This window comes from Streptomyces sp. NPDC050315 (assembly GCF_040655775.1).
Lineage (GTDB): Bacteria > Actinomycetota > Actinomycetes > Streptomycetales > Streptomycetaceae > Streptomyces.
Map to the genome: position 1 here is coordinate 119,188 of NZ_JBFAKN010000012.1, position 23,643 is coordinate 142,830.

20 protein-coding genes and 2 pseudogenes are annotated in these 23,643 nt (G+C 70.5%); 9 read left to right on the forward strand and 13 right to left on the reverse strand.

The annotated features are described in order from the left end of the window. The first annotated feature begins 125 nt into the window (after nucleotides 1-125). Complete coding sequence (locus tag AB0I82_RS33675; protein ID WP_363261281.1) at nucleotides 126-1,586, forward strand: aldehyde dehydrogenase family protein; 1,461 nt, start codon at nucleotides 126-128, stop codon at nucleotides 1,584-1,586. On the opposite strand, the gene AB0I82_RS33680 is transcribed toward AB0I82_RS33675, so the two are convergent. Next, a complete protein-coding gene (locus AB0I82_RS33680) occupies nucleotides 1,574-2,929 on the reverse strand; it encodes an MFS transporter (protein ID WP_363261282.1) in 1,356 nt (451 codons plus the stop codon). The two genes, AB0I82_RS33675 and AB0I82_RS33680, sit on opposite strands and share 13 nt — an antisense overlap. Before the next feature lie 214 nt (nucleotides 2,930-3,143). Here AB0I82_RS33680 and AB0I82_RS33685 point away from each other — a divergent pair, with 214 nt between their 5' ends. Next, nucleotides 3,144-3,299: a thiamine pyrophosphate-dependent enzyme gene (locus AB0I82_RS33685; protein ID WP_363261283.1), complete on the forward strand. Its 156-nt coding sequence runs from the start codon at nucleotides 3,144-3,146 to the stop codon at nucleotides 3,297-3,299. On the opposite strand, the gene AB0I82_RS33690 is transcribed toward AB0I82_RS33685, so the two are convergent. Next, entirely contained in the window at nucleotides 3,286-7,692 is a 4,407-nt protein-coding gene (locus tag AB0I82_RS33690; RefSeq protein ID WP_363261285.1) for a cation-transporting P-type ATPase, read from the reverse strand. The two genes, AB0I82_RS33685 and AB0I82_RS33690, sit on opposite strands and share 14 nt — an antisense overlap. A 139-nt stretch (nucleotides 7,693-7,831) precedes the next feature. Between AB0I82_RS33690 and AB0I82_RS33695 the strand changes: the two genes are divergently transcribed. Next, nucleotides 7,832-8,233, forward strand: coding sequence for a hypothetical protein (locus AB0I82_RS33695; RefSeq protein ID WP_363261286.1), 402 nt, complete (start codon nucleotides 7,832-7,834; stop codon nucleotides 8,231-8,233). A gap of 126 nt (nucleotides 8,234-8,359) precedes the next feature. On the opposite strand, the gene AB0I82_RS33700 is transcribed toward AB0I82_RS33695, so the two are convergent. The 7 genes and pseudogenes from AB0I82_RS33700 to AB0I82_RS33730 all read right to left on the reverse strand — a co-directional run bounded on the left by AB0I82_RS33700 (nucleotide 8,360) and on the right by AB0I82_RS33730 (nucleotide 14,950). Continuing rightward, nucleotides 8,360-9,433: a YihY/virulence factor BrkB family protein gene (locus AB0I82_RS33700; protein WP_363261287.1), complete on the reverse strand. Its 1,074-nt coding sequence runs from the start codon at nucleotides 9,431-9,433 to the stop codon at nucleotides 8,360-8,362. A gap of 112 nt (nucleotides 9,434-9,545) precedes the next feature. Then, nucleotides 9,546-9,788: pseudogene (locus tag AB0I82_RS33705) on the reverse strand (SDR family oxidoreductase); the annotation flags it as partial. Then, nucleotides 9,764-11,476, reverse strand: coding sequence for a recombinase family protein (locus tag AB0I82_RS33710; RefSeq protein ID WP_363261288.1), 1,713 nt, complete (start codon nucleotides 11,474-11,476; stop codon nucleotides 9,764-9,766). The pseudogene AB0I82_RS33705 and the gene AB0I82_RS33710, both read right to left, overlap by 25 nt. A 303-nt stretch (nucleotides 11,477-11,779) precedes the next feature. Next, the gene (locus AB0I82_RS33715) at nucleotides 11,780-12,724 is read right to left on the reverse strand and encodes a site-specific DNA-methyltransferase (protein WP_363261289.1); all 945 of its coding nucleotides are present in this window, start codon (nucleotides 12,722-12,724) and stop codon (nucleotides 11,780-11,782) included. Next, entirely contained in the window at nucleotides 12,721-13,653 is a 933-nt protein-coding gene (locus AB0I82_RS33720) for a DNA methyltransferase (RefSeq protein ID WP_363261290.1), read from the reverse strand. Before AB0I82_RS33720 ends, AB0I82_RS33715 begins: the two co-directional genes overlap by 4 nt. Further along, complete coding sequence (locus AB0I82_RS33725; RefSeq protein ID WP_363261291.1) at nucleotides 13,650-14,270, reverse strand: hypothetical protein; 621 nt, start codon at nucleotides 14,268-14,270, stop codon at nucleotides 13,650-13,652. Before AB0I82_RS33725 ends, AB0I82_RS33720 begins: the two co-directional genes overlap by 4 nt. 254 nt (nucleotides 14,271-14,524) lie before the next feature. Then, nucleotides 14,525-14,950: a dihydrofolate reductase gene (locus AB0I82_RS33730; protein WP_363261292.1), complete on the reverse strand. Its 426-nt coding sequence runs from the start codon at nucleotides 14,948-14,950 to the stop codon at nucleotides 14,525-14,527. Here AB0I82_RS33730 and AB0I82_RS33735 point away from each other — a divergent pair. Continuing rightward, nucleotides 14,928-15,305, forward strand: a complete 378-nt coding sequence (locus AB0I82_RS33735) for a Tn3 family transposase (RefSeq protein ID WP_363261293.1) — start codon at nucleotides 14,928-14,930, stop codon at nucleotides 15,303-15,305. The two genes, AB0I82_RS33730 and AB0I82_RS33735, sit on opposite strands and share 23 nt — an antisense overlap. Nucleotides 15,306-15,404: 99 nt before the next feature. Here AB0I82_RS33735 and AB0I82_RS33740 read toward each other — a convergent pair whose 3' ends face one another. Together AB0I82_RS33740 and AB0I82_RS33745 are read right to left on the reverse strand one after the other, a co-directional pair. After that, nucleotides 15,405-15,659 (reverse strand): hypothetical protein, encoded by a 255-nt coding sequence (locus tag AB0I82_RS33740; RefSeq protein ID WP_363261294.1) that lies wholly within the window; start codon nucleotides 15,657-15,659, stop codon nucleotides 15,405-15,407. 95 nt (nucleotides 15,660-15,754) lie between these two features. Further along, complete coding sequence (locus AB0I82_RS33745; RefSeq protein WP_363261344.1) at nucleotides 15,755-16,639, reverse strand: transposase; 885 nt, start codon at nucleotides 16,637-16,639, stop codon at nucleotides 15,755-15,757. A 605-nt stretch (nucleotides 16,640-17,244) separates the two neighbouring features. Between AB0I82_RS33745 and tsf the strand changes: the two genes are divergently transcribed. Further along, complete coding sequence (tsf, locus tag AB0I82_RS33750; protein WP_363261295.1) at nucleotides 17,245-18,042, forward strand: translation elongation factor Ts; 798 nt, start codon at nucleotides 17,245-17,247, stop codon at nucleotides 18,040-18,042. A gap of 517 nt (nucleotides 18,043-18,559) precedes the next feature. Here the strand turns inward: tsf and AB0I82_RS33755 are convergent. Beyond that, nucleotides 18,560-18,865 (reverse strand): phage tail protein, encoded by a 306-nt coding sequence (locus AB0I82_RS33755; RefSeq protein WP_363261296.1) that lies wholly within the window; start codon nucleotides 18,863-18,865, stop codon nucleotides 18,560-18,562. Nucleotides 18,866-19,189: 324 nt separating this feature from the next. Here AB0I82_RS33755 and AB0I82_RS33760 point away from each other — a divergent pair, with 324 nt between their 5' ends. Then, complete coding sequence (locus AB0I82_RS33760) at nucleotides 19,190-19,921, forward strand: sulfotransferase (protein WP_363261297.1); 732 nt, start codon at nucleotides 19,190-19,192, stop codon at nucleotides 19,919-19,921. Then, complete coding sequence (locus AB0I82_RS33765) at nucleotides 19,906-20,634, forward strand: hypothetical protein (protein WP_363261298.1); 729 nt, start codon at nucleotides 19,906-19,908, stop codon at nucleotides 20,632-20,634. Before AB0I82_RS33760 ends, AB0I82_RS33765 begins: the two co-directional genes overlap by 16 nt. A gap of 101 nt (nucleotides 20,635-20,735) precedes the next feature. Here AB0I82_RS33765 and AB0I82_RS33770 read toward each other — a convergent pair whose 3' ends face one another. Further along, a complete protein-coding gene (locus AB0I82_RS33770; RefSeq protein ID WP_363261299.1) occupies nucleotides 20,736-21,464 on the reverse strand; it encodes a glycosyltransferase family A protein in 729 nt (242 codons plus the stop codon). A gap of 412 nt (nucleotides 21,465-21,876) precedes the next feature. Here AB0I82_RS33770 and AB0I82_RS33775 point away from each other — a divergent pair, with 412 nt between their 5' ends. After that, nucleotides 21,877-22,788, forward strand: coding sequence for a recombinase family protein (locus AB0I82_RS33775; RefSeq protein ID WP_363261300.1), 912 nt, complete (start codon nucleotides 21,877-21,879; stop codon nucleotides 22,786-22,788). A 63-nt stretch (nucleotides 22,789-22,851) separates the two neighbouring features. Beyond that, a pseudogene (locus tag AB0I82_RS33780) lies at nucleotides 22,852-23,461 on the forward strand (Tn3 family transposase); the annotation flags it as partial. Between the last annotated feature and the right edge of the window lie 182 nt (nucleotides 23,462-23,643).

The following is a 23,643-nucleotide window of genomic DNA, read 5'->3' on the forward strand; positions in this document are numbered from 1 at the left end:
CCAGGACGCCGTTGATCCCGCTGATCCGTACCCGGGCCCGGCGCCGGTCCGCGGGGAACGGCGGCGGCTTCACCCGCACGGCACCCCTCGACGACTCCCCGGGGGCCCCTGACATCATTGGTCCCATGGCCACCACGCGCGAACTGTTCATCGGCGGCAAGGACGTGCCCGCCGCCTCCGGACGTACCACCGAGGACATCAGCCCCTTCACCGGTGAGGTGTACGCGACCGTCGCCGCCGGCGGGCCCGAGGACATCACCCGGGCCGTGGACGCGGCGGACGCGGCCTTCCCCGCGTGGGCCGCGCTCGCCCCGTTCGCCCGCCGGGCCATCTTCCTCAAGGCCGCCGACCTGCTCGACGCCAAGGGCGAGCAGGCCGTCGAGCTGATGGCGCACGAGGTCGGCGGCACGGCGCCGTGGGCGCACTTCAATGTCGCGCTCGCCGCGAACGTGCTGCGCGAGGCGGCCGCCGCGATCACCGCGCCGCGCGGCGAGGTGCTCAGCACCCAGGAGAGCGGCGCGCTGGGCATGGCGGTACGCGAACCGCTCGGTGTGGTCGGGGCGTTCGCGCCGTGGAACGCGCCGCTGATCCTCGGTGTACGTGCCGTCGCCGCCCCGCTCGCGGCCGGCAACACCGTCGTGGTCAAGCCGAGCGAGGACGCGCCGCTGGCCTGCGGGCTGTTCGTCGCCGATGTGCTGCGCGAGGCGGGGCTCCCGGACGGCGTACTGAACGTGGTCACCAACGCCCCCGAGGACGCGGCCGCCGTCGCCGAAACGCTGATCGCCGACGCCCGCGTACGGGCCGTCAACTTCACCGGCTCGACCGGCGTCGGCCGCATCATCGGCACCCACGCGGCGAAGCACCTCAAGCCCGCCGTGCTGGAGCTCGGCGGCAAGAACGCGATCCTCGTACTGGACGACGCCGACGTGGACTACGCGGTCGACGCGGTCACCTTCGGCGTGTTCATGAACGCGGGTCAGATCTGCATGTCCGGCGACCGGATCCTGGTGCACGAGAGCCTGGCGGAGGAGTTCACTCGGAAGTTCACCGCGAAGGTCGCGGCGCTGCCGGCCGGTGACCCGCGCGAGCCGCACACGGTCGTCGGGCCGCTGGTCAGCGCGGCCGCCGCGGAGCGCGTCGCGGCGCTGGTGAAGGACGCGGTGGACAAGGGCGCCACGGTACTGACCGGGGGCGGGGCGCCGGAGGGCGCGGTGCACCCGGCGACCGTGCTGACCGGCGTCACCAAGGAAGCGGAGCTGTACTACGGCGAGGCGTTCGGGCCGGTCTGCGTGCTGGAGACGTTCGCCGACGACGATGCGGCCATCTCCCTGGCCAATGACACGGAGAACGGCCTGACCTGCGGCATCCTCACCGAGAACGCCACACACGGACTGACCGTCGCGCGCCGTATCCGTACCGGCATCGTGCACGTCAACGACCAGTCCGTCGGCGACGAGCCGCAGGCCCCGTTCGGCGGCATCAAGGACTCCGGGTACGGGCGGTTCGGCGGCCGCTGGGGCATCGAGGCGTTCTCCAGCACGCGGTGGCTGACGGTGGCGACGCAGCAGGCGCACTACCCGTTCTGAGGCGCCCGCTCAGCAGTATGAATTTCCGTCGCCTCCGGCGCGCCCTTGCGGCGCGCCAGGGGCACTAGGGCGATGGCCGCTGCGCCGAGGAGTCCGGCCAGGGCGAAGGCCGTGAAGCCCATGCTCTGGCTGCCGGTGGCGGCGAGGACGCCGATCAGCCAGGGGCCGAAGGCCGCGCCCGTCCGGCCGACGCCGGTGACCATGCCGAGCCCCGCGGCGCGCTCGCTGTCGCGGTAGACGCTGCCGGTGACGGCGTAGACCATGACCTGCGCGCTGAAGAGCACGACGCCGGTGAGGGCGATGACGGCGTAGGTGACGCCGAGCGGCAGGTGCGACTTGAGCAGCAACGCGCCGGCCGCGGTGAGGGCGAACCAGAGCGCGGAGATCTTCACGGAGCCGAAGCGGTCGGCGGCGCGGCCCGCGACGAACATGCCGACGATCCCGCCCGCGTTGATGACCATCAGGAAGGTCACCGAGGAGCTGAGGCCGTAGCCGGAGGCGCGCATCATCTGCGGCAGCCAGGTGGAGATGCCGTACACCAGCACCAGGCCGCAGAAGGAGGCCAGCCAGAGCAGGAGGGTGGCCCAGCGGGACTCGGCGCTGAAGAGGGCGCGGACGGCGGCGAGGCGGCCCCTGGCGCCGGCGGCCGGGGCCCGGACGGGGGTGGGCCGGGGCAGCCCGTACCGGTCGGCGACGGCGTCGGCCTGTGCGCGGTCGCCGCGCGCGAGGAGCACGCCGGGCGACTCGGGAAGGTACTTCAGGAGCAGCGGTACGGCGATGAGCGCGGGCAGCACACCCGCCCAGAACACGGCGCGCCAGCCCGCGGCGGGCGCCAGGCCGAGCCCGATGCCGGTCGCCGCCATGCCGCCCGCGTGGTACGAGGACATCAGCAGGCCGGTGGTGAGCGCGGCCCGGCCGGGCGGCGCGAACTCCAGCACCATCGCGAGGGCCAGCGGGGTGAGGCCGCCGAGGCCGATGCCGGCGAGGAACCGGCCGGCGCCGAACACCGTCGGGTCGCCCGCGAGGGCGCAGACCGCGGAGCCGAGCGAGAAGAGGACGACGCTGGCGACGAGGGTGGCGCGGCGGCCGAGCCAGTCGGTGACATTGCCGGCGGCGAGCGCGCCGAAGAACATGCCGAAGGCGGTCCAGCTGCCGATCGAGCCGGCGCTCGTGGGGGTGAGGCCGAGGCCGGGGTCGTCGAGCATGTGCGGCATGACGGCGCCGTAGATGTTGACGTCCATCCCGTCGAAGAAGACGCCCAGCCAGCACAGGGCCAGGACCGGGAAGACCGTGCGGAAGGTGTGCGGCGGGCGGTCCGGCCCGGGCGTACCGGTGGAAGTCATGGTGTCCCTGGATCTGTGCGGCGGCCTTGTTCGCGTGGTGAACTTGCATTCACCACGCGAGTGGCATGAGTGTGGGGCCGCGCACGGCGGCTGTCAATGGCAATCATCAGCACGCGAAGGGCAGGTGCGCTCGACAGTCTCGTCGCGGCCCTGGACGGGGCCGCGAACCCCGTGCTGGTGCTGGGCCCCGAGGCCGACGCGACGCGCCGGCGACGTGCCCGGCATCGACTTCGTCCGGCTCGCCGAGGGGTACGGGGTCGCGGCGAGGGCCGTGCGGACCGGCGAGGGCTTCGTGCGCGCCTTGAAGGACGCGCTCGGCAGCGGCCGGCCCGCCGTCATCGAGGTGGCGACCGAGCTCACGGAGCCGTAGCCACGACCTCGCCTCCCTTCTTCCGGGTCGCCAGCGCCTCCATGCGGTTGATCAGCGGCGGGAGGAAGGGCGAGCCCGCCGTCGCCGCGCCGGCCGCGCCGAGGGCGATCGTCCAGGCGACCGGCCCGAGCGGGGTGCAGCCGAAGAAGTGGCTGAGGCCCGGGGTCTGGACGACGGCCGCGAGGGCCGCCATCGAGCCGACGGCGGAGGCCACGACGGACCGGTCCCGGCCGCCGATCAGCAGGGTCTGGCCGAGCTGGCTGGCGACCAGCGCGGCGAGCGCGACCGTACGGGCACGGGCCGGGCGGCCGGTGAGGCGCGCCGCGAGCCAGCCGGCGGCGGCGCCGGCCGCCGTGGCGAGGGCCCGTTGCGCGGTCTCGTCGGTCAGCGCGGCGCCCAGCGACGCCTCCGGACCCTCGCGGAGCAGCCGGTCGGCGGCGTCCGGATGCGGCCGGCGGACGGCGAGGGCGATGGCCGGGAGCAGGTCGGTGAAGAGGTTCACCAGCAGGAGTTGACGCGCCGTCAGGGGCGAGGTGCCGGAGACGGTGGCGCCGAGCACGGTGAAGGCGATCTCCCCGAGGTTGCCGCCGACCAGCATGGCGAGCGCCTGGCGCACCGAGGCCCACATGGCGCGGCCCTCGATGAGCACGGCGAGGATGGTCTCCAGCCGGTCGTCGGTGACCACCAGGTCGGCGGCCGCGCGCGCCGCGGGGGTGCCCCGGCCGCCGAGCGCGATGCCGACATCGGCGATCCGGATGGCGGGCGCGTCATTGGCGCCGTCGCCGGTCATGGCGACCGTACGGCCCAGCCGCTGGAACGCCTGGACGACGCGTACCTTGTGCACCGGCGTGGAGCGCGCGACGACGCCGACATCCGGCAACGCCTTGTCCAGCGCGTTGTCGTCCAGGGCGTCCAGCTCGGCGCCGGTGATGACGCGGCGGCCGTTGATGAGGCCGAGTTCCTTGGCGATGGACTCGGCGGTCTGCGGGTGGTCGCCGGTGATCATGACGATGTGCACGCCGGCCGCCGCCAGTTCGCGCACGGACCCGGCGGCGGTGCCGCGTACCTGATCGGAGAAGGCGAGGAAGCCGAGGAAGCCGAGCTTGCCGACGGCCTCGTCGGTGAGCTTGTCCTCATCGGTCAGGTCCTTGCGCGTGCGGCGTTCGGCGACCGCGAGGACGCGATGTCCCTCGGCGGCCAGCTTCTCGCCCTCGGCGAGGAGTTCCTCGCGGTCGGCGGGCTCCAGTTTGCGCCCCGCCTGGCTCGTACACCGCTGGATCACTTCTTCGGGCGCGCCCTTCACCGACAGCACCCACTCCTTGCCGGTGCGGCCGAGCGCCGCGTGGAAGCCGCGGCTCGGCTCGAACGGCAGCTGGGCCGAGCGCTTCCAGCCGGGGGCCGAGCGGGTGCGGTGCACGCCGATCTCCTCGGCGCCGGTGACCACGGCATTGTCGGTGACATGGGCGAACGGCTGCTTGCGGCGTCGCCGGGGCGTGGCGCGCAGCCCGGCCGCCAGTACCTCCTGCTGATCCGGGCCGAGCCGTTCCAGGGGCAGGCTGCGGCCCGCCGCCGAGACGGCGCTGAGCGAGATCTGCCCGTGGGTGAGGGTGCCGGTCTTGTCGAAGCAGAGCACGTCGGTGCGGCCGACCGCCTCGATGGTGCGGGGGTCGCGGACGAGTACCCCTTGCACCGACAGCCGCCTCGCGGCGGCGAGTTGGGCGGCGGAGACCAGGAAGGGCAGCCCCTCGGGGACGCTGGCCACCGCGAGGCCGACGCCCGCGCCTACGGTCTCCCGGGCGGGGCGGCCGCGCAGCAGGCCGACAGTCATCAGGGTGGCGGCCGCGCCCAGCGCCACCGGCATCGTGGTACGGGTGATCTGCGCGAGGCGGCGCTCCACGCCGACCGGGGCCGCCGCGCCCCGCCCGGCCTGCGCGCCGCGGCCCGCTTCGGTGGCGGCACCGGTCGCGACGACCACGGCGCGCGCCCGGCCGGCCGCCACGGTGGTCCCCTCGTACGCCATGGACGTACGGTCGGCCACGTCCGAGGCGAGCACGGGCGCGATGTCCTTGGCCACCGGCAGCGACTCGCCGGTCAGCGCCGACTCGTCGGCCTCCAGGCCGCGGGCGGTGAGCAGCCGGCAGTCGGCCGGTACGACATCGCCGGCGGCCAGCGCGACCACGTCGCCCGCGACGAGCTCTTCGGAGGGGAGGTGGCGCTCCTCGCCGTCGCGCAACGTGCGGGCCATGACGGCCGAGCGACGGTGCAGTTCGGCCACGGCACGGTCGGCCAAGTACCGCTGGACGCCGCCGATGCAGCCGGACAGCAGGGTGACGCCGAGGATGATGTACGCGTCGAGCAGCGCGCCGACCCCGGCCGACAGGGCGGCGCCGCCCGCGAGCACCGGGGTGAGCGGGTTGGCGGTCTCGGTGGCGACCGCCCGGACCAGCGACGGCTGCTGCACCCCCTCCCCCGCCGTCCTGGTGCGGCTGCGGGCCTGACGGGTACTCAGACCGTCCTCGGAGCCGTCGGTCAGGTCCAGCACCGTTTCCGGAGTCATGGCGTGCCAGGGCTGCCGGGCGGCGATCGGCGCTGCGTGCGTGCGCAGCGCCTGCGCCGCCGCCCACACGCCCTGGGCCATGCCGAGCGCGGCCGCCACGTTGACGGCGAGCAGGCTGCGCGCGGCGAGACCACGCCTGCGGCGGCCCGCCAGCGTCGCCACCGCGCCGACGACGGCCGCCGCCTGGGCCAGCCGTACGCCGCGCTGCGACGCGGGCCGGGCGGCGCCGCACGCCGCGACCAGCACCGCCGCCTGCCCGAGATCGTCGCGGAGGTACAGGTCGGCGCCCCAGGGCAGTACGCCGTCCCGGCCGGTGACGCCCGCGCCGACGTCGGCGGCGGCGAGCGCGGCCCGGTCCCGGGAGATCAGCAGCACGCCCCGGCCGTCGCGTTGCGCGGCGCGGACGGCGGCGGCCAGCCGGTCGCCGCCGGGTACCTTTCCGTGCGCGTCGGAGAGGGCGACGTGGTCCGCGTGCGCGCCCGCCGCCAGGACGGTGAGCCCGGACCGGCGGCCCGCGGTGACCAACCCCTCGGCGGCTTCATGCAGTTCGGGCACCACGGCGGCCAGCGCACAGGTACGCCCCTCGTGGGTCAGCGCCAGTACATGCTGGGCACCGGCGCCGCGCAGCCGCGCCGCCGCGTCCGCCTCCTTCCCGCTCCCCGGCTCCCCCAGCGGCGCCAGCGACCAGCCGTCCTCCTCGTGCGCCGCCGTGGGATGCCGCCCGTCGAAGAGCCGGTACGCGGTCGCGGCGAGGTCGCCGGTGGAGCGCTCCGGGTCCAGCGGCGCCAGGTCGGCCAGGAGGTGACCGCCCGTCAGCAGGGCATCGGTGTCCAGTACGACGGTGCCGACGCGGTCCAGCCGGCGCAGCGCGCCGGGGTCGGCGACCAGGGTGCCGCGCAGCGACAGGCCGCGGCCCAGGGTGCCCGCGAACGCCTCGCGGGCGGCCCAGGGCGGTTTCGGCACGGTGGCCAGGGCCGCGCTCGCCGCGGGTGCCGGCCTGTGGGTGACGGCGAGAGTGCCCGCGAAGACGGTACCGGCCACCCAGCCGGCCCGGCGCGCGTACTGCTCGACGGGGCCCTCCCGCAGCGGTACCTCGCGCGGCGTGCCGGGCACCGCGGCGGCGCGGGCGTGCTCCTCGCTCTCGGCGATGCGCGGCGCGGCGGCTTCCCAGGCGTCGCGGTGGGCGACGGTCTCGGCCAGCCGCAGGGCGTGCCGGACGGCGTCCACGCCGAGCCCGGGGAGCCCGCCGGAACCGGCCTGGGCGAGCGCGCTCAGCCCGGCGAGCGCCACGTCCACGTTGGCGGCGCCCAGTACGGCCGTCGCCCTGCGGCGCAGCGCCGGCTGGGTGTCGACGACGGTGACCAGCGCGGAGAGCGCGACCGGCAGCGGGGTGCGCCGGGAGAGCCGGACGGCGGTGGCGACCGGGACGGCCGCCGCCTGCAGGGCGAGGGAGAGCGCGGCGCGCCGGATGTCGCTGGGCGCGAGGGGGTGTTCGGGCAGCGGGCCGGTCAGCTCGTGCTCCTCCTCCACCGCCTCGACCGCTTCGGTCAGCGCCTGCGCCGTCTCGACGAGCTCCGGGGAGCCGTCCAGGACGACCACCGCGTGCCCGAGCACGGCGTTGACCGCCGCCCACCGTACGGCGGGCAGGGCGGCGAGCCGCCGCTCGACGGCAGCGGTCACCGCCGCTGCCGTCGCCTCCTCGGCGTCCCGCAGTCCGCGCACCGCGATGTGCGCCTGTTCGCCGATGATGCGTGTACGTGGCCGCGCCTGCGAGCCCAGTGCGCTCGCCGCGGTCCGCGCCACCGTGTGCACGAAGCCGATCCCCGGAACATTCACCGTCCGCCACCCGCCTCCCGGCACCCGGCCCCCCGAAGCCGGTGCCCGCCCGCCTCGATCCGATGCCCCGACGCGTCGCCGGACGCGCCAGAATGGAGTACGCACAGCACACCGTACTCGGGCCAAACGAGGAGTTGGGATGCCCAGTACAGCTGAAAGCACGCGGAAAACCGCTGCGAAACGGACCGCCCCGCCGGACACCACCGAGGACACGCACGTCCACCGCAGTAAGCAGGGCCTGAGCGTGCACACCCTCGATGTCCGCGCCCCGCTGCACGTCCCCTACTTCACGCCGGGGGACGTGGTGAACAACGCGCGGACGGCCGGCGACTGGCTGCCGCCCCTGCCGCCTGCCAGGGAACTTCTGTACTACGGCGGGCTGGGCGCGTTGGCCGTCGCCGGGGCGCTGGAGTGGCCGGTGGCGCTGGCCGTCGGCGGCGCGACCGTCCTGTTGCGACGCTCGGGGCGGCAGGAACCGGCCGAACAACAGGAGTCGGAGCGCGCCAACGGCGATGAGCAGGCCACCAAGAAGAAGGACTGACCGCGCGGAAGGGGAGGAGGAGAGCCGCCGGTAGAGCGGCGCAGGGCCCGGTTCCGCGAGGGGCCGGGCCCGGCACCGCAGCACGGCGGAGGCGGTCCTCCGCCGGGTGCGTAGTCCGGGGCTCGCTCAGAGCTTCCGGGTGTCGCGCGGTTCGACGTACGGTTCCTCGTCCCGCGGATGCCCGGATTCCAGGGCGCGGCTCCGCTCCATTTCGGCGTTGAACTCCAGCCCCAGCAGGATGGCGAGATTGGAGATCCACAACCACACCAGAAACACAATGATCCCGGCCAGGCTGCCGTAAGTCTTGTTGTAGTTGCTGAAGTTGGCGACGTAGAGGGCGAACAGCGCCGAGACGACCAGCCAGAGCAGCACGGCGAGCAGGCTGCCGGGGGTGACCCAGCGGAACCGGCGCTTGACGTTGGGCGCCGCCCAGTACAGCAGCGCGAAGATGAAGCTCACCAGGATCAGCATCACGGGCCACTTGGCGATGTTCCACACCGTGATCGCGGTACTGCCGAGCCCGATGACATCCCCCGCCTTCTGCGCCAGCGTGCCGGTGAACACCACGGCCACGGAGATGACCGCGAGCAGCACAACCGTCACCACAGTGATGAGGAAGCGCGTCGGCAGGATCTTCCACGCGGGGCGCCCCTCCCCGATGTCGTACACGACATTCGAGGCGCGCATGAAGGCCGCGATGTAGCCGGAGGCCGACCACAGCGCGATGACAATGCCGATGATCAGCGCAATGCCGGCGCCTCCCTGGCTGCCCTGCATCTGTTTGAGCATGCTGGTGATGACGTCACGGGCCGCGCCCGGCGCGAACTTCCCGACGTTGTCGATCATCGGCTGGATCGTCCCACTGCCCATCAGCCCGAGGATCGACACCAGTGCCAGCGCGGCGGGGAAGATCGCGAGCACGCCGTAGTAGGTAAGGGCAGCGGCCAGATCGGTGAGGTTGTCCTTCTTGAACTCCTTCGCGGTGCGCTTCAGCACCGCCGCCCATGACGCCTTGGGCAGGTCGCCCGGGCCCTTGGGCGCACGATGGTGGCCCCCGGCACCGGTCCTGCCGTCTGCGCCCGAGCCGCCACCGGCCGCAGCGCCGGCTCCGGCGCCTGCACCGGCACTGGCCCCCCTACCGGCGCTCGTTCCTCCGCCGCCGCCACCGTTGTCGTTCTCGTCTCGCTGATGCCCTCGCATGGGTACAGCACCTTCCGAAGCGGGTGATCGGATACCCAGCCTCTCCCGCCCGCACAGCGGTCCGCCCGCCGGACTGGTCCGTATGGAGTGGCACGGACCCCGCCTGCGGTGGTCAGGGCAGAATCGAGTCGACGTAACCGCCGTCGACACGCACGGCACCACCGGTGGTCGCCGACGCCTGCTCGGAGCTGAGGTAGACGACCATATGGGCGATCTCCTCGGGCTCGATCAGCCGCTGCAACAACGACTGCGGACGGTGCTCACGCATGAAGACCCGCTGCGCCTGGTCCCACGGCAGGTCACGGTCGACCAGCCCGTACACAAAGTCCTCTACGCCGCCGGTGTGTGTCGGGCCTCGGACACCAACCAAATCCCCACGGTCTCCCGCAGACCGTGGGGATTGTTGTTCCCGGGACCGTGCGCGGCGGGCGGTCGGGGCGCGACTTCGGCCAGTACCGTCCGCTGGGCCGGGTCGTAGCGCAGCCGCAGCCCGAGGGCCTGGTAGACCTCGGCTTTGTCCCGGGCGGGCGCATTTCGTACGACGGCGACGAGATCCCCCAGGGCGCGGACAAGGCGGACGGTCTCATCCCGGTTGATGCGGGGCGATGCCCTGTGGGCGGCGTCACGGAGATCGGCTTCGGCTCTGGCGCGGGCGGCCTGGGTGTCAGCGATCCATCGGGTGACGACAACTGGGTCCGCGCCCGCTTCCAGAGCGGCACGGTGAGTGGCGAGATGCGCGTCGCACCGGGCAAGGTCGGCGCGGGCGGCCGCCGCGGCGGCTTCGTCCACCGCTGGTGGGAGGTCGGAGCCGACCATGGCGTCGATGGTGCCGTCGAGGCGGTGTGGAGCGAAGAGCTTGCCCAGCCAGCCGTCCAGGGGCGGAGTGATCCAGCTCTCGCGCAGGTAGACGTTGCGGGGGTGGCTGATCCAGTTGGCCAGGGCGTACTCCTCGGGGAAACGGCAGCGGTAGTACGCCTTGCCGTTCGCCCAGTGCGCGTCCATGCGCCGGCTGCACAGCCCGCAGATGACCCGTCCGCGGAAGAGATAGGGATTACGGGTGCGGTGCTCGGCGTGGGCAGTGCCCGCGCACGCACGCGTCCCGAGCACCTCCTGGACGGCGGCGAAGGTCTCGTCATCGACGAGCGGCGTGTGAACGACCTCACGCGAGACGATCCACTTGTCCTGGGGATTCCAGCGCATGACCGTGGTGCAGCCGAGACTGACGTCGTCGAGGTCGAGCAGGGTCTCGTGCTTGTGCTGTCGGTTCCAGACCTGGCGGCCGGTGTAGCGGGGGTTGGTCAGGATGGCGCGGACCGCGAGCTTCGCCCAGGCCCGGCCGTCCCGGTGGCGGTTGCGGGCCCGGTCGTGAGCGGACGGGCTGGGGACACCGTCCCGGGTCAGCCCCTCGGCGATGACGAAGAAGCCGCGGCCGCTGAGGAACTCGGTGAAGATCCGCACTACCACAGGGGCGGTGTCCGGATCGGGCTCCAGCCCGTGCAGACGCTTGCCGTCGGCGGCCTTGGCGGGATTGGGGTGCGGTCCGAGGTCCACGAGACGGTAGCCGTAGGGCGGACGTCCTCCCAGGTAGCGCCCTTCCATAAGGGCCTGAGAGGCCATAGCCGCATGCACGCGGACCTTGATCCGGTTGCGTTCGCCCTTGGACATGCCACCGAAGACCGACATGATCAGGTCATGGGCCTCGTTGTCCGGGTCGATGGGGCCGCCGACCTCCGGCACCCACAGCGGGATGCCGTAGTGGGTGAAGAGGGGAAAGGTGTTGCCGAACTGATTGCCGTAAAAGGCGCGCTGCGGCTCCCCGATGACCACGGCATCGAAGCCACGATGCTGATCGGCCAGGGCGGCGAGCAGGGCAGTGGCCCGCGGGCGGCGCTTCCAGGGCAGGGCCCGGGTGTGACCGACGTCGAAGTACTCGGCGACGATGCGACCGCCGGACGGGGCGATCAGAGCCTGTGCCCGGTTCAGCTGCCACAAGCGGGAGGCCTCGGGGTCCTGCTGGTCCTCGGTCGAGACACGGCCGCACAAGGCGAATGCCAGACCGCGGACCGACGAGGCGGAGGTGTGTTCGGACGGCTGTGATGTAGCGCGGAGCCACGGCAAAGCGAGATCAGGATCCATCAACGCCATGCCCTTTCTGCAGGTGATGGCCATCGGGGGCGTCCATCGATAGCTCCACCGCCCGAAGAGCGCCAGCACGCTCGGCGTACCGCTGCAGCAGGCGGAGCAGCGCCGCCGCTGCAGCGGGTGTCAGCTCCGGTTCGGGTGCAGCGAACAGCACCTGCAGGCGCCGGGGTGGCGAGCCCGCAGCGCTGGGCTCGGATGATGCCGTCACGGTGCCGGGTTCCGCCGTCCGTCACTGATGCGCTCTGCCTGGAGCAGGCGGGGCAGGGCGAGATGGTGGTAGCCCTCGACGAGTTCGATGCCGGTGTAGGTACGACCGAGTTGTCGGGCGGCAACGCCGGTGGTGGCGGTGCCGCTGAACGGGTCCAGGACGTGGCCGCCGGGGCGACAGCCCGCTGCGATCGCCCGCAGAGGGAGGTCGATGGGGTAGGCGGCGGTGTGGGGCAGGCGGCTGGGCCGGGTGGGGATCTGCCAGACGGTGCCGGGGTTCCGGCCACGGGGGTGGTCAGCGAGGTGTTGCCGCCCGGTGGGCTGGACGTGCGGGCCAAGGGCCGCCGAGCAGCGGGCGAGGCGGGGCCAGGTGCCGCGGGCGGTGTGCGGTTTGTTGGCGCTGCGGTGGACGCGGCGGGAGAGAGCGCGGTCGCCGGTGTACGGCTGGCGGATCGAGTCCAGGTCGAAGGCGTACGCCGGGCACTTGGCGAAGAGGAAGAGGTGTTCGTGGCGGCGAGCGAGGCGATCCCGGCACGATTCGGGGACCGCATTGGGCTTGTGCCAGATGATTTCGCTGCGCAGGATCCACCCGTCCGCCTGGAGGGCCAGGGCTGCTCGCCACGGGATGCCGAGGAGCTGCTTCTGACTGGCGCCCGGGGCGGGTGCTCCGTAGCGGTCGCCGAGGTTGAGCCACAGCGTGCCGTCGTCTGCGAGGACGCGGCGGGCGGCGGCAAAGACCGTGCGCAGAGCCTCGATGTAGGCGGCAGGGGTGGGCTCGTGGCCAAGCTGCCCGGCGGTGCCTTCGTAGTCGCGGGTGCGCCAGTAGGGCGGTGAGGTGACGATGCAGTCCACGGAGGCCGGCCCCAGGGAGCTGAGTACCTCGTGAGCGTCGCCGAGAAGCAGGGTGACTTTCTCGTCGGAGAACCACGGCGTCCTGGTCATTGAACGGCTCCCGCGCAGGGGCCGACTCCCGTAAAGGCCTGCGCGGGGCTCTCGGACGTAGAGAGTTCCGCGAGCGCCGGGGCGAGCGGACGGCGCACGACGAGAGCATCCTCGTGCGCGATGACCGCGAGCGGGAGGCCCGCCCGACGGGCATCACGGATGTTCTTCATCTGGAAGAACGAGGGACGGGCGATGAGCCGGCCGTCGCGAATGCCGGCGAGCAGGGCCACGCACCGCTCGACGGGCACGAGGCCGGCGGCTTCGGCAGCAGAGAGGACAGCGGAGGGCAGGTCGACGAGCTCTCCGCGCTCGCGCCACGGACGGGTGGTGATCACGGCGTGACCGCCGGGGCGGAGCAGGTGGCGGCACTGGATAAGAATCTCGGTGAAGGCTTCGAGCAGCGTCTCCAGGCCGACGTGCGCGAGGTTGGAAGGATCGCGGCTGTAGCGGTAGTCCTTCTTCACCACGCCGCGCTCTCCGGTCTCGCGGGAGGAGCGAACCTGGCCGTGGACGCTCGCTCCGTACGGCGGTGAGGTGACGACCAGGTCGACCAGGCCATGGAAGACCTCCGGGATGAGCGTCGTGAGTCGGCGCGCGTCGCTGCAGTACACGGCGCCGGCGCCGCTGGCGCCTTGGCTGTCGGCGTGGCGAAGGTTCCGTTCGGCGAGACGCGCCCATTGGGTCTCGTACTCGACGCCAAGGACATGGCGGCCGAGATGGACGGCTTCGACGAGCGTGGTGCCGATCCCGCACATCGGATCCAGGACCAGGTCACCGGGCTTGGAGTACGTGGTGATGGCGTGCGCGGCGATGGCCGGGAGCATCTTGGCCGGGTGCGCGGCCGAGCCTGCAACGTAGCGGTCCGCTCGCTGGGCGGGGGCGGAGGTCGGTGCGGTGTTCCAGACGGAGCCCGGCACATGTGTGGTCATGACTGACCTCCCGGGGAGTCAAGGACCAGGAGGTCGGAGTGGATGAGCCCGGGTGCGGATCCGTCCGGTGGTGCGGGCACGATCCGGTCGTCGGCAGCGTGGCCGTGGACGACCACGATGTGCTGCAGGTAGCGGAACCCAGCCGTAGGGGCGCAGGCGACAAGCAGGCCGAGCGGGTCCGTGAGCACGCCGACGTCGCGTCGCTGCCGGGTGGCCAGCAGCAGAAGGCCGCCGGTGTGCAGGAGGTGGTGGGCTCGGTGGAAGAAGCCGGGCCAGCCGTCGTCCATGGCGCCGTGCTGGTCGTCGGCGTAACGGCTGTGCGGTGCGGCGGTGGGAAGGGTGTCGGGGTGCAGCTCCGCGAGAATCACCGGCGTACCGGCTGCAGTGTGCGGCCCATCGCCGGAGGTGCCCTCGGTCGTGCACGGTGTGCGGGCGTCCATCCCCGGATTGGCGTCGCCGATGGCCAGGCGCCACAGTGGAGAAGGAGCATCGCCGGAGCGACGCGTGAACTCGGCACGGATCTTGTCGAGGGCCCAGTCGGGCAGAACAGCCGGGGCGTCGGGTGACGTGTCCGTGGTGTGCGAGCAGGGCAGCCAGATGGTGGTCGGCAGGTGCAACGGAGACGATGACGTCGTCGTACTCGTGTGGGGTCGGGTCACGGGTGGGCGCGCTGAGCGGGCCGTGCGCCGAGGTGTGCTGACACCCTCTAAGGAGAATTTTCGAGGTCGAACGTGCCACTTGTCGGGCTGGCCTTTGACCAAGCCTGGTACAGTCCGCTCCCCCGGAGGACGGCACGCCGATTACCCGGTCAGCGATGCGAGACAAGCCACTAGGGCCTTTTCGGCAGTGAATCAGGGTTGTGGGTTGACCATCACCGGATGTATCTGCGGATGCGGTAGCGCAGTCCGGACGTCGATGACTGCCACCCTTTATCCTCGGTGACTTTCCACGTCGGGTCTGGTGTCGGGGCATAGGTGTCGCCGTCAACCGTCGCGTCGACTTCAGTCACTGAGAGCGTCGTGGCGTATGCCAGGGCGGCACGGTAGATTTCACCGCCGCCGATCACCCATACCGCAGCGGTGGCGGGCGCTAGCGGATCGACTGCGAGCTCCAACGCCTTGGCGATGGACTCGGCACGCTCCGCACCTTCGGCCGCCCACTGTGGATCGCGAGTCACCACGATGTTGCGCCTGCCGGATAGCGGACGGAATCTCGCAGGCAGCGAATCCCATGTTTTGCGCCCCAGCACCACTGGATTACCGAGTGTGGTCGCCTTGAACAAGGTCGAGGCGTTCAACGGCTTCTCCCAGTGGATCGGCTTCGGCCAAGGCGGAGTCATCACCGTCAACGACCCCGTCGAGCAGGAGAAGACCGCGAAGTTCAATGCCCTGCTCACGAACGCGGTGATCTTCCACAACGCCCTGGACATCGCGGAGATCGTGCGCCAGCTCCAGGAGGAAGGATGGGAGATCGACCCGGAGGACCTGGCCCACATCTCGCCGTACCTGACCGAGCACATCCGCCGCTTCGGCGAGTACTCCACCCACGAACTCAGTCTTGAGCCCGAGGCGTACGACCCAAGGCTAAACGTCGACTTCACGCCGCTGCGCGGCCCGGACGCGGCCACCGCAGGCTTTGGCCGAGCCGCCTGACTCGGCTCAAGCGGCTCGGCCTACCGCGGGGGCGCTACCCCACCGTATGCACGCCTTCCGACGTACGGACGAGCCGACGCTGCGGGCGGACGCGCTGTGTCAGGCGATCTGCTGCAGTTTGAGCCCGTCCAGATGCTCAAAGTCCGGGTCTTCGCGGGGAAAGAGCACCCGGATGTCGAGGGTCAGGTCATCCCCAGGCGCGATGGTATAACCTGACGTGTTCTCAAGGGTCACCACACCGCTCGGGACGTCGTGGTCGACCTGAAGCCAGTCCCTGTGCGACTCAGCCCAGTCCGGGTCCACCTTCGTGTCCTCTGGCACGTTGAAGCTGAGCCTCCACTTGATCACGCGCAAGTGCTCTGACCTCAGGGTCAGGGAGAACAAGTAGATGTACGGTGGCTGATCCCACGTTTTGCACCAATGTGCCTTAAGTTCTTGAGTAACCGAAATCAACCTGTCGCTCCTTGCGTCAACGCGTACGCATCGGCCCGTTGACGGGTCGATCGCTCGCTGCCTACCCGGGGCCCAGCCGGGGCAAGCCGCACCAGCAACAGCTGACCGATCTTCGCCTCCACTGGCCTGTTCCCGGCGGTCTGTGTGTCATGGGCAGTCAACGTCCCTCCGCTGATCAGACCGCTAGACCCTGCCCTGTCGGCTAACGATCGAAGGACGACAGGCTCCGGCCGCGTCCAATGAACCCGGACTTTCCGGGGCCTGACGACGGCTCGGATCCAATGAGGGGTGCCGTTAACGAGGAGCGAACCAGCCGACAAGTAACCCGTCAGTAGCGTTCGGTTCGAAGCCACTCTCTCGTGCAGCTTGTTCGTCGGGGGTTTTCCGCTGTTCGGGGTGGGGCTCGCACCCTCGTTGCGACGGTGGTCGTTGGTCAGCCGGGGGCTGATCAGCAAGCTGCCGCTCGCCGCAGTCACCAGCACCGCCAACCTCAGGCCGAGACAGTCCACCACGACGCGCCTCTTCCTGCCCGGCACGTTCTTCCCGCCGTCCCAACCGGACGTGGCCCTGGGAATGTTCGCCGCGGCCCGCACCGACTGCGAGTCCACAATCGCCGCACTCGGGTCCACGTCACGGCCCTCCTTGACCCGCACCCGGTCACGGAGCCGGTCGCGCAGCTCGGCGAGCAGACCGGTCACCTGCCAGCGACGGGCGAAAGCGTGCACGCGCCGAAACGGCGGGAAGTCCGCGGGCAGGTTCGCCCACTCCACTCCGTTGTCGACGACATACCTGACAGCGTCGAGCATCTGCCGGTGGCAGTAGCCTTCCGGCCGCCCTCCCCGCCCCTGCAGCCAGGCCGGCACCGGCAACGAGCGGCGCATCTCCTGCCACTCTGCCTCCGTCAGGTCCGAGCCGTAACACAGGGCGCGGTCTGGATGGTCCGCTACGTTCCCGAACCGGTGCGCGAGGCAATCGCACAGCGACACGGGCTCATTGGACTCTGCGGGCGCGGACGCGTACAACAACGACAACAGGACCTCCGGGTGCTCAGCTGACTCGCATCGCCGAGCTACCAGGAGGTCCTGCCTCCATGCGCCGGTCCCCGCGAGATCACCCGATCCAGAACCCTGTTCGACCGGCAACTCCACTGACCGGTAAGCGGATGGCTTCTCAGTGCCAACCGCGGTACCAGTAAAGGTACCGTCCTGCTTGCCTTACATGCCTTCACGTCCCCCAGGATCTTGACCTGCATGATCGCATAAAACCCAAGATAAACACCGAGACCGCTACTGATGTCGAGGTGGTCGACCAGCCGTCCCTCGTCGTCGAGCCGGATCTTGCTGCCGCACACCCGAGCATCGCGCGGCCCGTTTACCCGATCGCTGCGCCAGGGTACGTGTGGGAATCGGGCAAGCCGGGCGGAGAGCCCAGCACCACAATCCCACCGATGGGACCGGCGTCCGTTACGAGAGGAACCCACAGACCGATGACCACCGCCGAAAGTATCAAAGAGGTCCGGGCGCGGACCGGTGCCAAACCAGTGGACTGTAGGAAGGCGCTTCTTCAGACCAACGGCAACGTCGAGCGGGCGGTTGAGTTGCTCGGGGGCAAAGTCGTCTTCAAGGCCCAGGGCCTGGTCGTCATGCACTCCGCCGGCCCTGGCGAGGGTGCGCTGTTCGAACTGAACTGCGAGACCGACTTCATCACTCATGACAAGTCGGTCGTCGACCTGGCCCAGCGCCTCGTCCGGTTCGCCGTCGACAGCGCAGTGGCCGATACCTCGGCCCTGCTCGCCGCCGAGATCGAACCCGGCACCACCGTCCGGGCCTTGATCGACCAGAACGCTGCACGCGTCGGTGAGACGCTAGAGGCCGGCCGTTATGCCCGCCTCAAGGGCACCTGCGTGAGCAGCTACCTGGGCGGCAACCGTGTCGGTGTGCTCGTCCAACTCCAACCCAGGGGCCAGGAGAAGATCGACGAGGTGACCGCCAAGAACATCGCGGCACATATCGCGGAGGCCAAGCCCGAATACATCACCCGAGACGAGGTACCGGCCGAGGAGATCGAGCAGCTGCGGGAGTTCACCGAGGGGAAGGCCCGCCTCGAGGACAAGCCTGAGACGGCCATTCCGAAGCTCGTGGAGGAGCAAGTCAACGCCCACTACCGAAACCGCGTGCTGGTCGAGCAGGAGTTCATCACGGACCCGACGAAGACGGTCGGCACGCTCCTGGACAGCGCCCAGATCACCGTCGAGCGGTTCATCCGCTTCGCGGTAGGCGAGTGACCTTATGAGAAGGCAGGCTTCAGGCATCGTGACCTGAAGTGTCGACGGTCACGCAATTACGTGACCGTCGACATGCAGGCTTCTCTTGTCGATTGTTCCGACGGGTATCACCGGCAGTTGGTCGAGGAAGTGGAACTCGGCGGGTATGTGGTCGGGGTCGTCGCGGGTGCGGATCAGTTCGCGTAGTTCGGCCGGGCCGGGGTCTGGCCAGGGCCGGGACGAGATAGGTCGTGGATGGCCTCTCCGGTGCGGTCATCTGGCACGCCGACGACCACTGCCCTCGCCCTGGAGGTCTGCGGGCAGGTCAGGGGCGGTCGGTCGCTTGTCGTCGATCTCTTCAGCGGGCCACGGCTGCGACCTGCGTTGCTGAGCTCTTGCTGCACAACGCCCCTGCCGCGTCCGCGACCCGGGCGGCACCTGAACCGTTCAGCAGATGTCGGGGGCAACCGCCTGGCCGGTCACGTAAAAGAACCCCGGCGGGCTCGTCCTGCCGTGAATGGCCGTTCCGATGCGGCGGTCAGAAGGTCTTGACGTTGACCGATTCGGGGTACACGGTCACCTCTCTGATCGTCGCCTCGTTGCTGGGACCGCCCGGCAGGTTCGGGATGGTCAGCGATATGGGGAACGCGTCGGTGAGCGTCCACTCGACGAACTTCTCGCTGCCGTCCTCGTTGATGAGCGTGATCGTGCAGTTCCTCTTCTCGAAGCGGCCCCCTTGACCGTGAAGATCCAGGCGAACAGCGGGCTCTCCCTCGGGATCAGGCAGTTTCTCAGGGCGACGGAGCTGGCGTCCGACAGTGACAAAACGTTGAGGCCGGAGCAACTACGGAAGGTCGCGTCGGTTTTGCCGTCGCCGTCAATGTCCAGCACGAACCGGTAGCTCGGGACCGGGTAGTCCGGGTAGGTGTAGGTGATGCTCTCTGCCGCTGCCGTGCTCCTGCCGGTTGGATGGGTGTCACGGACATGATCTTGCAGGGGAAGCCCACGCGTCGACCGCCACGTTCTGGGCCAAACCCCGAAACTGCTGATTCCCGAGACCACACAAGATCAATCAGAAAGAAGGATCAGTGGATGTGGTGGTGCAGGTGAGAGCATCAGGGGTGAGGGTTGGCAGGGTGGCGGCTGTTCAGCTTGATGAGGTAGGACCATGGATGACGACCACCTGATGGTGTTCCTTGGGGGGCTGCACCGGAGCGGGACCACGATGCTCGCCTCGCTCCTGGCCACCCATCCCGATATCAGCGCCTTCCACGCCACCGGGGCCCCCAAGGACGAGGGGCAGCATCTGCAGTCGGTGTGGCCGACCGACGAGCACCATGGCGGGCCGGGACGGTTCGCCCGCTGCCCCGAGGCCCACATGACCTCGATGGGCGAGGACGTCGCGACGCCACTGCGGGCCCAGTGGCGGCGGTACTGGGATCTGTCGCGGCCCGTCCTGCTGGAGAAGTCGCCGCCCAACCTGCTGCGCTTCCGCGCCCTGCAGGAGGCGTTCCCGAACTCGGCCTTCGTGCTCATCAAGCGGCATCCGATCCCGGTGTCGCTCAGCACCCGCAAGTGGACGCCCGCCCTCACCATGGAGCAGCTCGTCGAGCACTGGGTGCACGCCTACGACCTGGCCGCACAGGACCTGCCCTACCTGGACAGGGTCATGACGCTGCACTACGAGGACCTCATCGCCGACCCGGCGACCGCGCTGGCACAGGTCGCCGACCTCGTCGGGCTCGCGGCCGCGTTCGACATCGCCGGGGTCGACCCGCGGGGGAACGACCGCTACTTCCGCGGCTGGAGCGGTGACGAGGCGCTCGGACGGTTGGCGTCCTCGGTGCGGCGGCACGGCTACGACCTGACAGAGGAGGGGCCGCTGTGCCGCGTCTTTTGATCGTCCATGGGACCGGGGCCGCGCCCCGTACCGAGGAGTCGCTGCGCCTGGAATGGCTGAACTCGATCCTGGACGGGCTGGCCTTCGCGGGGGACTTCGGCACCGGGGCGGGCGACCGGTTCGTCGACACCACCCCGTTCGTGGACACCGTACGGCTGGTCGACGTCGACAGGCACGCGCCGCCGTGCGAAGCGGCTCCGGACCGGGACGGCGCCACGATCGCCGCCTGGGCCCGCACCACGCGGATCACCCTGCGGGAGAGGACCGATCTGGCCAGCCTCGGGCGCTCCCGCTATTTCTGCGGCATCCCCGAGGACGAACTGCTGCGCACCGCCCGCCTGCACCACGCGTTCGACCGGGGCCTGGCCGACGAGGCCGTCGCCCGGGTGGTCGACGCGATCACCGAGGAGTCCCCCGACGTGGTGATCGGCCACGCGTTCGGCGGTGTCGCCGCCTATGAGGCGGTGCGCGCCGTCCCGACCGTATCCACGCTCATCACGGTCGGGGCGCCGCCGGCGGGCCGGACACCGCCGCCGGACACGCACTGGGTCAGCCTGGTGGCCCGGTGGGACCCCTTGGCCGCCCCGGCAGCCGGCGACGTACCGATCGGCGCCGTGCCGGTCGAGTGCTCTCCGCGGCTGCGCGCACCCCGCAGCTACCTGGCCACCCCCGAGTTCGGCAAGATCCTGTCCGGGGCGACGGCACGAGACTGAGCGTCGCCAGCACACACCACCCGGCCCGCACCCACCAGCTGCCGACGATCATCAACGCCTGCGTCGCGCCACGGGCCCGCCCGTGTCCTCAACGCCTGCCCTCAACGCCGGAGGCCCTCATAAAAGCGCGCGTGCTCGGTCGGGAGCAGCTCACGCAGACTCTTGGTGTGACGCGGGCAGGACATGAAGTACGAGGTGACGTCCTCAACCGGCGAGTTCACGGACGGCTGCACCGCTCTGCCCCGGCCCAGACGGGCCCAGGTGTTGGTGCCATGACGCACCAGGATGTACAACTCGGGAACCGACACCCGCAGCGCGACGAGATCGGGATGATCCTCAAGGAAGAACACGTCCTCCCGGCGCGGCACGTCCCGGAACGGGTGTTGCTTCCAGGCCTCCCTGAAGAAGCAGTACGTGCCGCCGGCGAACCATCCGCTGCCCGCATCGACGAGCTCGCCGGTCGCCGTGATCAACACCAGCAGCCGCTCCACCGCGGCGATGACATCGCGACACCCGCGGTTCAACAGCGCGGACGTCATCGTCTCAAGGAACGCCGGATGGTAGTAGTCATCGTCGTCCAGCTTCTGGATGATGTGACCCGAGCTGGCTTCGATGCCCAGATTCAGCTTCGTGCCCAGCGACGTCTGGTTCGGAAGCCGAAGGTAGGTGATCTGCGACGCTCGGGGCACCAGCGACTCGCAGGACTGCGCACCATCGTCGATAATGATCAGCTCAGTGTCGGTCAGTGTCTGCTGCTGGTAGTACTGAATCGCGCGCGCGAGGAAATGCGGCCGATCCTTGGTCGCCAGAATGCACGAGACCAAAGCCAAGCTCTTCCCCCTCCTGTCGGTCCTGACGTGCTGCCTCCGGGCAGCCTAGCGCCACCGCCCCGCCCGTCGGGCAGTCTCGTGCCGCTCGACCGTGATGCTGATCGGCAAGGGGCGGCTACCGTCTCGGCCTCCGCAAGGGAGCCGACGACAGGGTGGGGTAGGGGCTGGCGTCGCGGGCGCAGCACGAGGCTCAGTCCGGGAATCGGGATCGTCCGGCCCGGGTGGACCCGGAGCAGGACGTCCGCGGTGTCCGGGGCGCCGCCACCACCAACCAGTGGCCCGAGCATCGCGCTCGGCTACTTGTCGGTTGGTTCGCTCCTCGTTAACGGCACCCCAATGAGATCCGATGGAGGTTGACGACAGGGTTAGATGACAGCCGAGGTCCGATGCGACGGCAGGGGCGAGGAACAGCGTGGCCAATCTCGCCTACAAGCGGGCCTCCGCCGACCAGCAGTCGACCGACCGCCAGAACCTCGTCCTGGCCGAGACCGGGATCGAGGACCCGGTCGTCTTCGAGGAGGAGACCGGCACCTCCAGCCGCCTCCACCCGCTCCAGCGGCCGAAGTTCGGCGACCTGCTCACCTACGCGCGGCCGGGCGACACCGTGCACATCTCCGAGATGTTCCACCTCGTACGCGGCACCGGACACATCCTCGACGTACTCCACCGCGACCGCCTCGCCCTGCGCATCCACGACGGCGCGTTCTCCGCCATGGACCTCACCGCCCGCCACCCACGCACCGGCGAGCTGCTGTCCACCATGAAATTCATGGTGCAGACCCTCGCCGCCGCCGGCGAACTCCAGCGCGACCTCCAACGGGAGCTGACCTACGACGGACTGCGCGCCGCCGAGGCCAAGGGCAGCAAGGGCGGACGCTGCCCGGCCATCACCGCCGAGAAGACCAACGACGTACGCACCGCGTACCTGGACGGCCGCTCCATCGCCGCCCTGGCCCGCGACCACGGCGTCAGCCGCGGCGCCATCCGTACCGCCGTCGCCGACCTCATGCCCGAACACACCGCCGCCGACCGCGAGGACGCCCCCGCTCCGGAGCTGCCGGTCACCCTCGACATGCCCGGCAAGGCCGCAGACTTCCTCCGCACCGCCGAGCTGGCCGACGTCGAGCGGGCCGCACTCGACCATGGCCAGGCCGTACGACGCGGCACGGGCTACACCCTCCGTCTCGCCGCCGTTACCGCGGTGCATCGCCAACTCCTCGCCCGCTGCCAGCCTCTCGACGGCACCGCGGCAATCCCCGCACAGCGCAAGGCCCGCCGCGAGTACGAGAACCGCGTCAGAACGCTCGGACCCGAAGCGCCATAGCGATCCCTCCGAACTCCAAGATCCATCCCGTGGCGGGTTTCTGGCGTATCTGGGTCATGCCCCAACAAGGTCAACCTCAAGAAGATCGCCACCCACTGGCCGGACATGCTGCGGGTGGCCGGGTCGCTCATCACCAACCAAGTGCGGGCCTACGACCTGCTGCGGATGTTCGGCCGCGAAGGGCACTCGACCCCGCTGGGGGCGGCGTTCGCCGAGTACGGGCGCATCGACAAGACCATGCACCTGCTCGCCCTGGTCGACCCCGTGGACGACACCTATCGACGCCTGATGAACCGGCAGCTCACCGTCCAGGAGTCCCGCCACCGGCTCGCCCGCGCGATTTGCCACGGCGGCCGCGGCCAGATCCGCCAGGCGTACCGCGAGGGCCAGGAGGACCAGCTTGCCGCGCTCGGCCTGGTCCTCAACGCCGTGGTGCTGTGGAACACCCGCTACCTGGACGCCGCCGTGGCGCAGCTGCACGCCGAAGGCCACGACATCAAGGACGAGGACGTCGCCCGCCTCTCCCCGCTCCAGGACCGGCACATCAACTTCCTGGGCCGCTATCTGTTCAACATCACCGCCAGCGGCCCCGGCCAGGGCCAGCGGCCCCGGCCAGGGCCTGCGGCCCTTCCGCGACCCGGACGCGCCTGAGGACGCCGCCGAACAGGAGTGATGGGGCAGTCCGTCTCAAAGGCGTTCCCCCAGGCGCGCCGGTGAGGCTTCCGGCCCGCCACAGGATGATCTTGGAGTCAGGGAAGTTCGCTACAGGGTGTCGGACCTGAGGGTTTTGACGCGGTTCTCGTACTCCGGCCTCGGGAAACATCGGTACAGCGGTTGGCGTTGAGATTGATCATG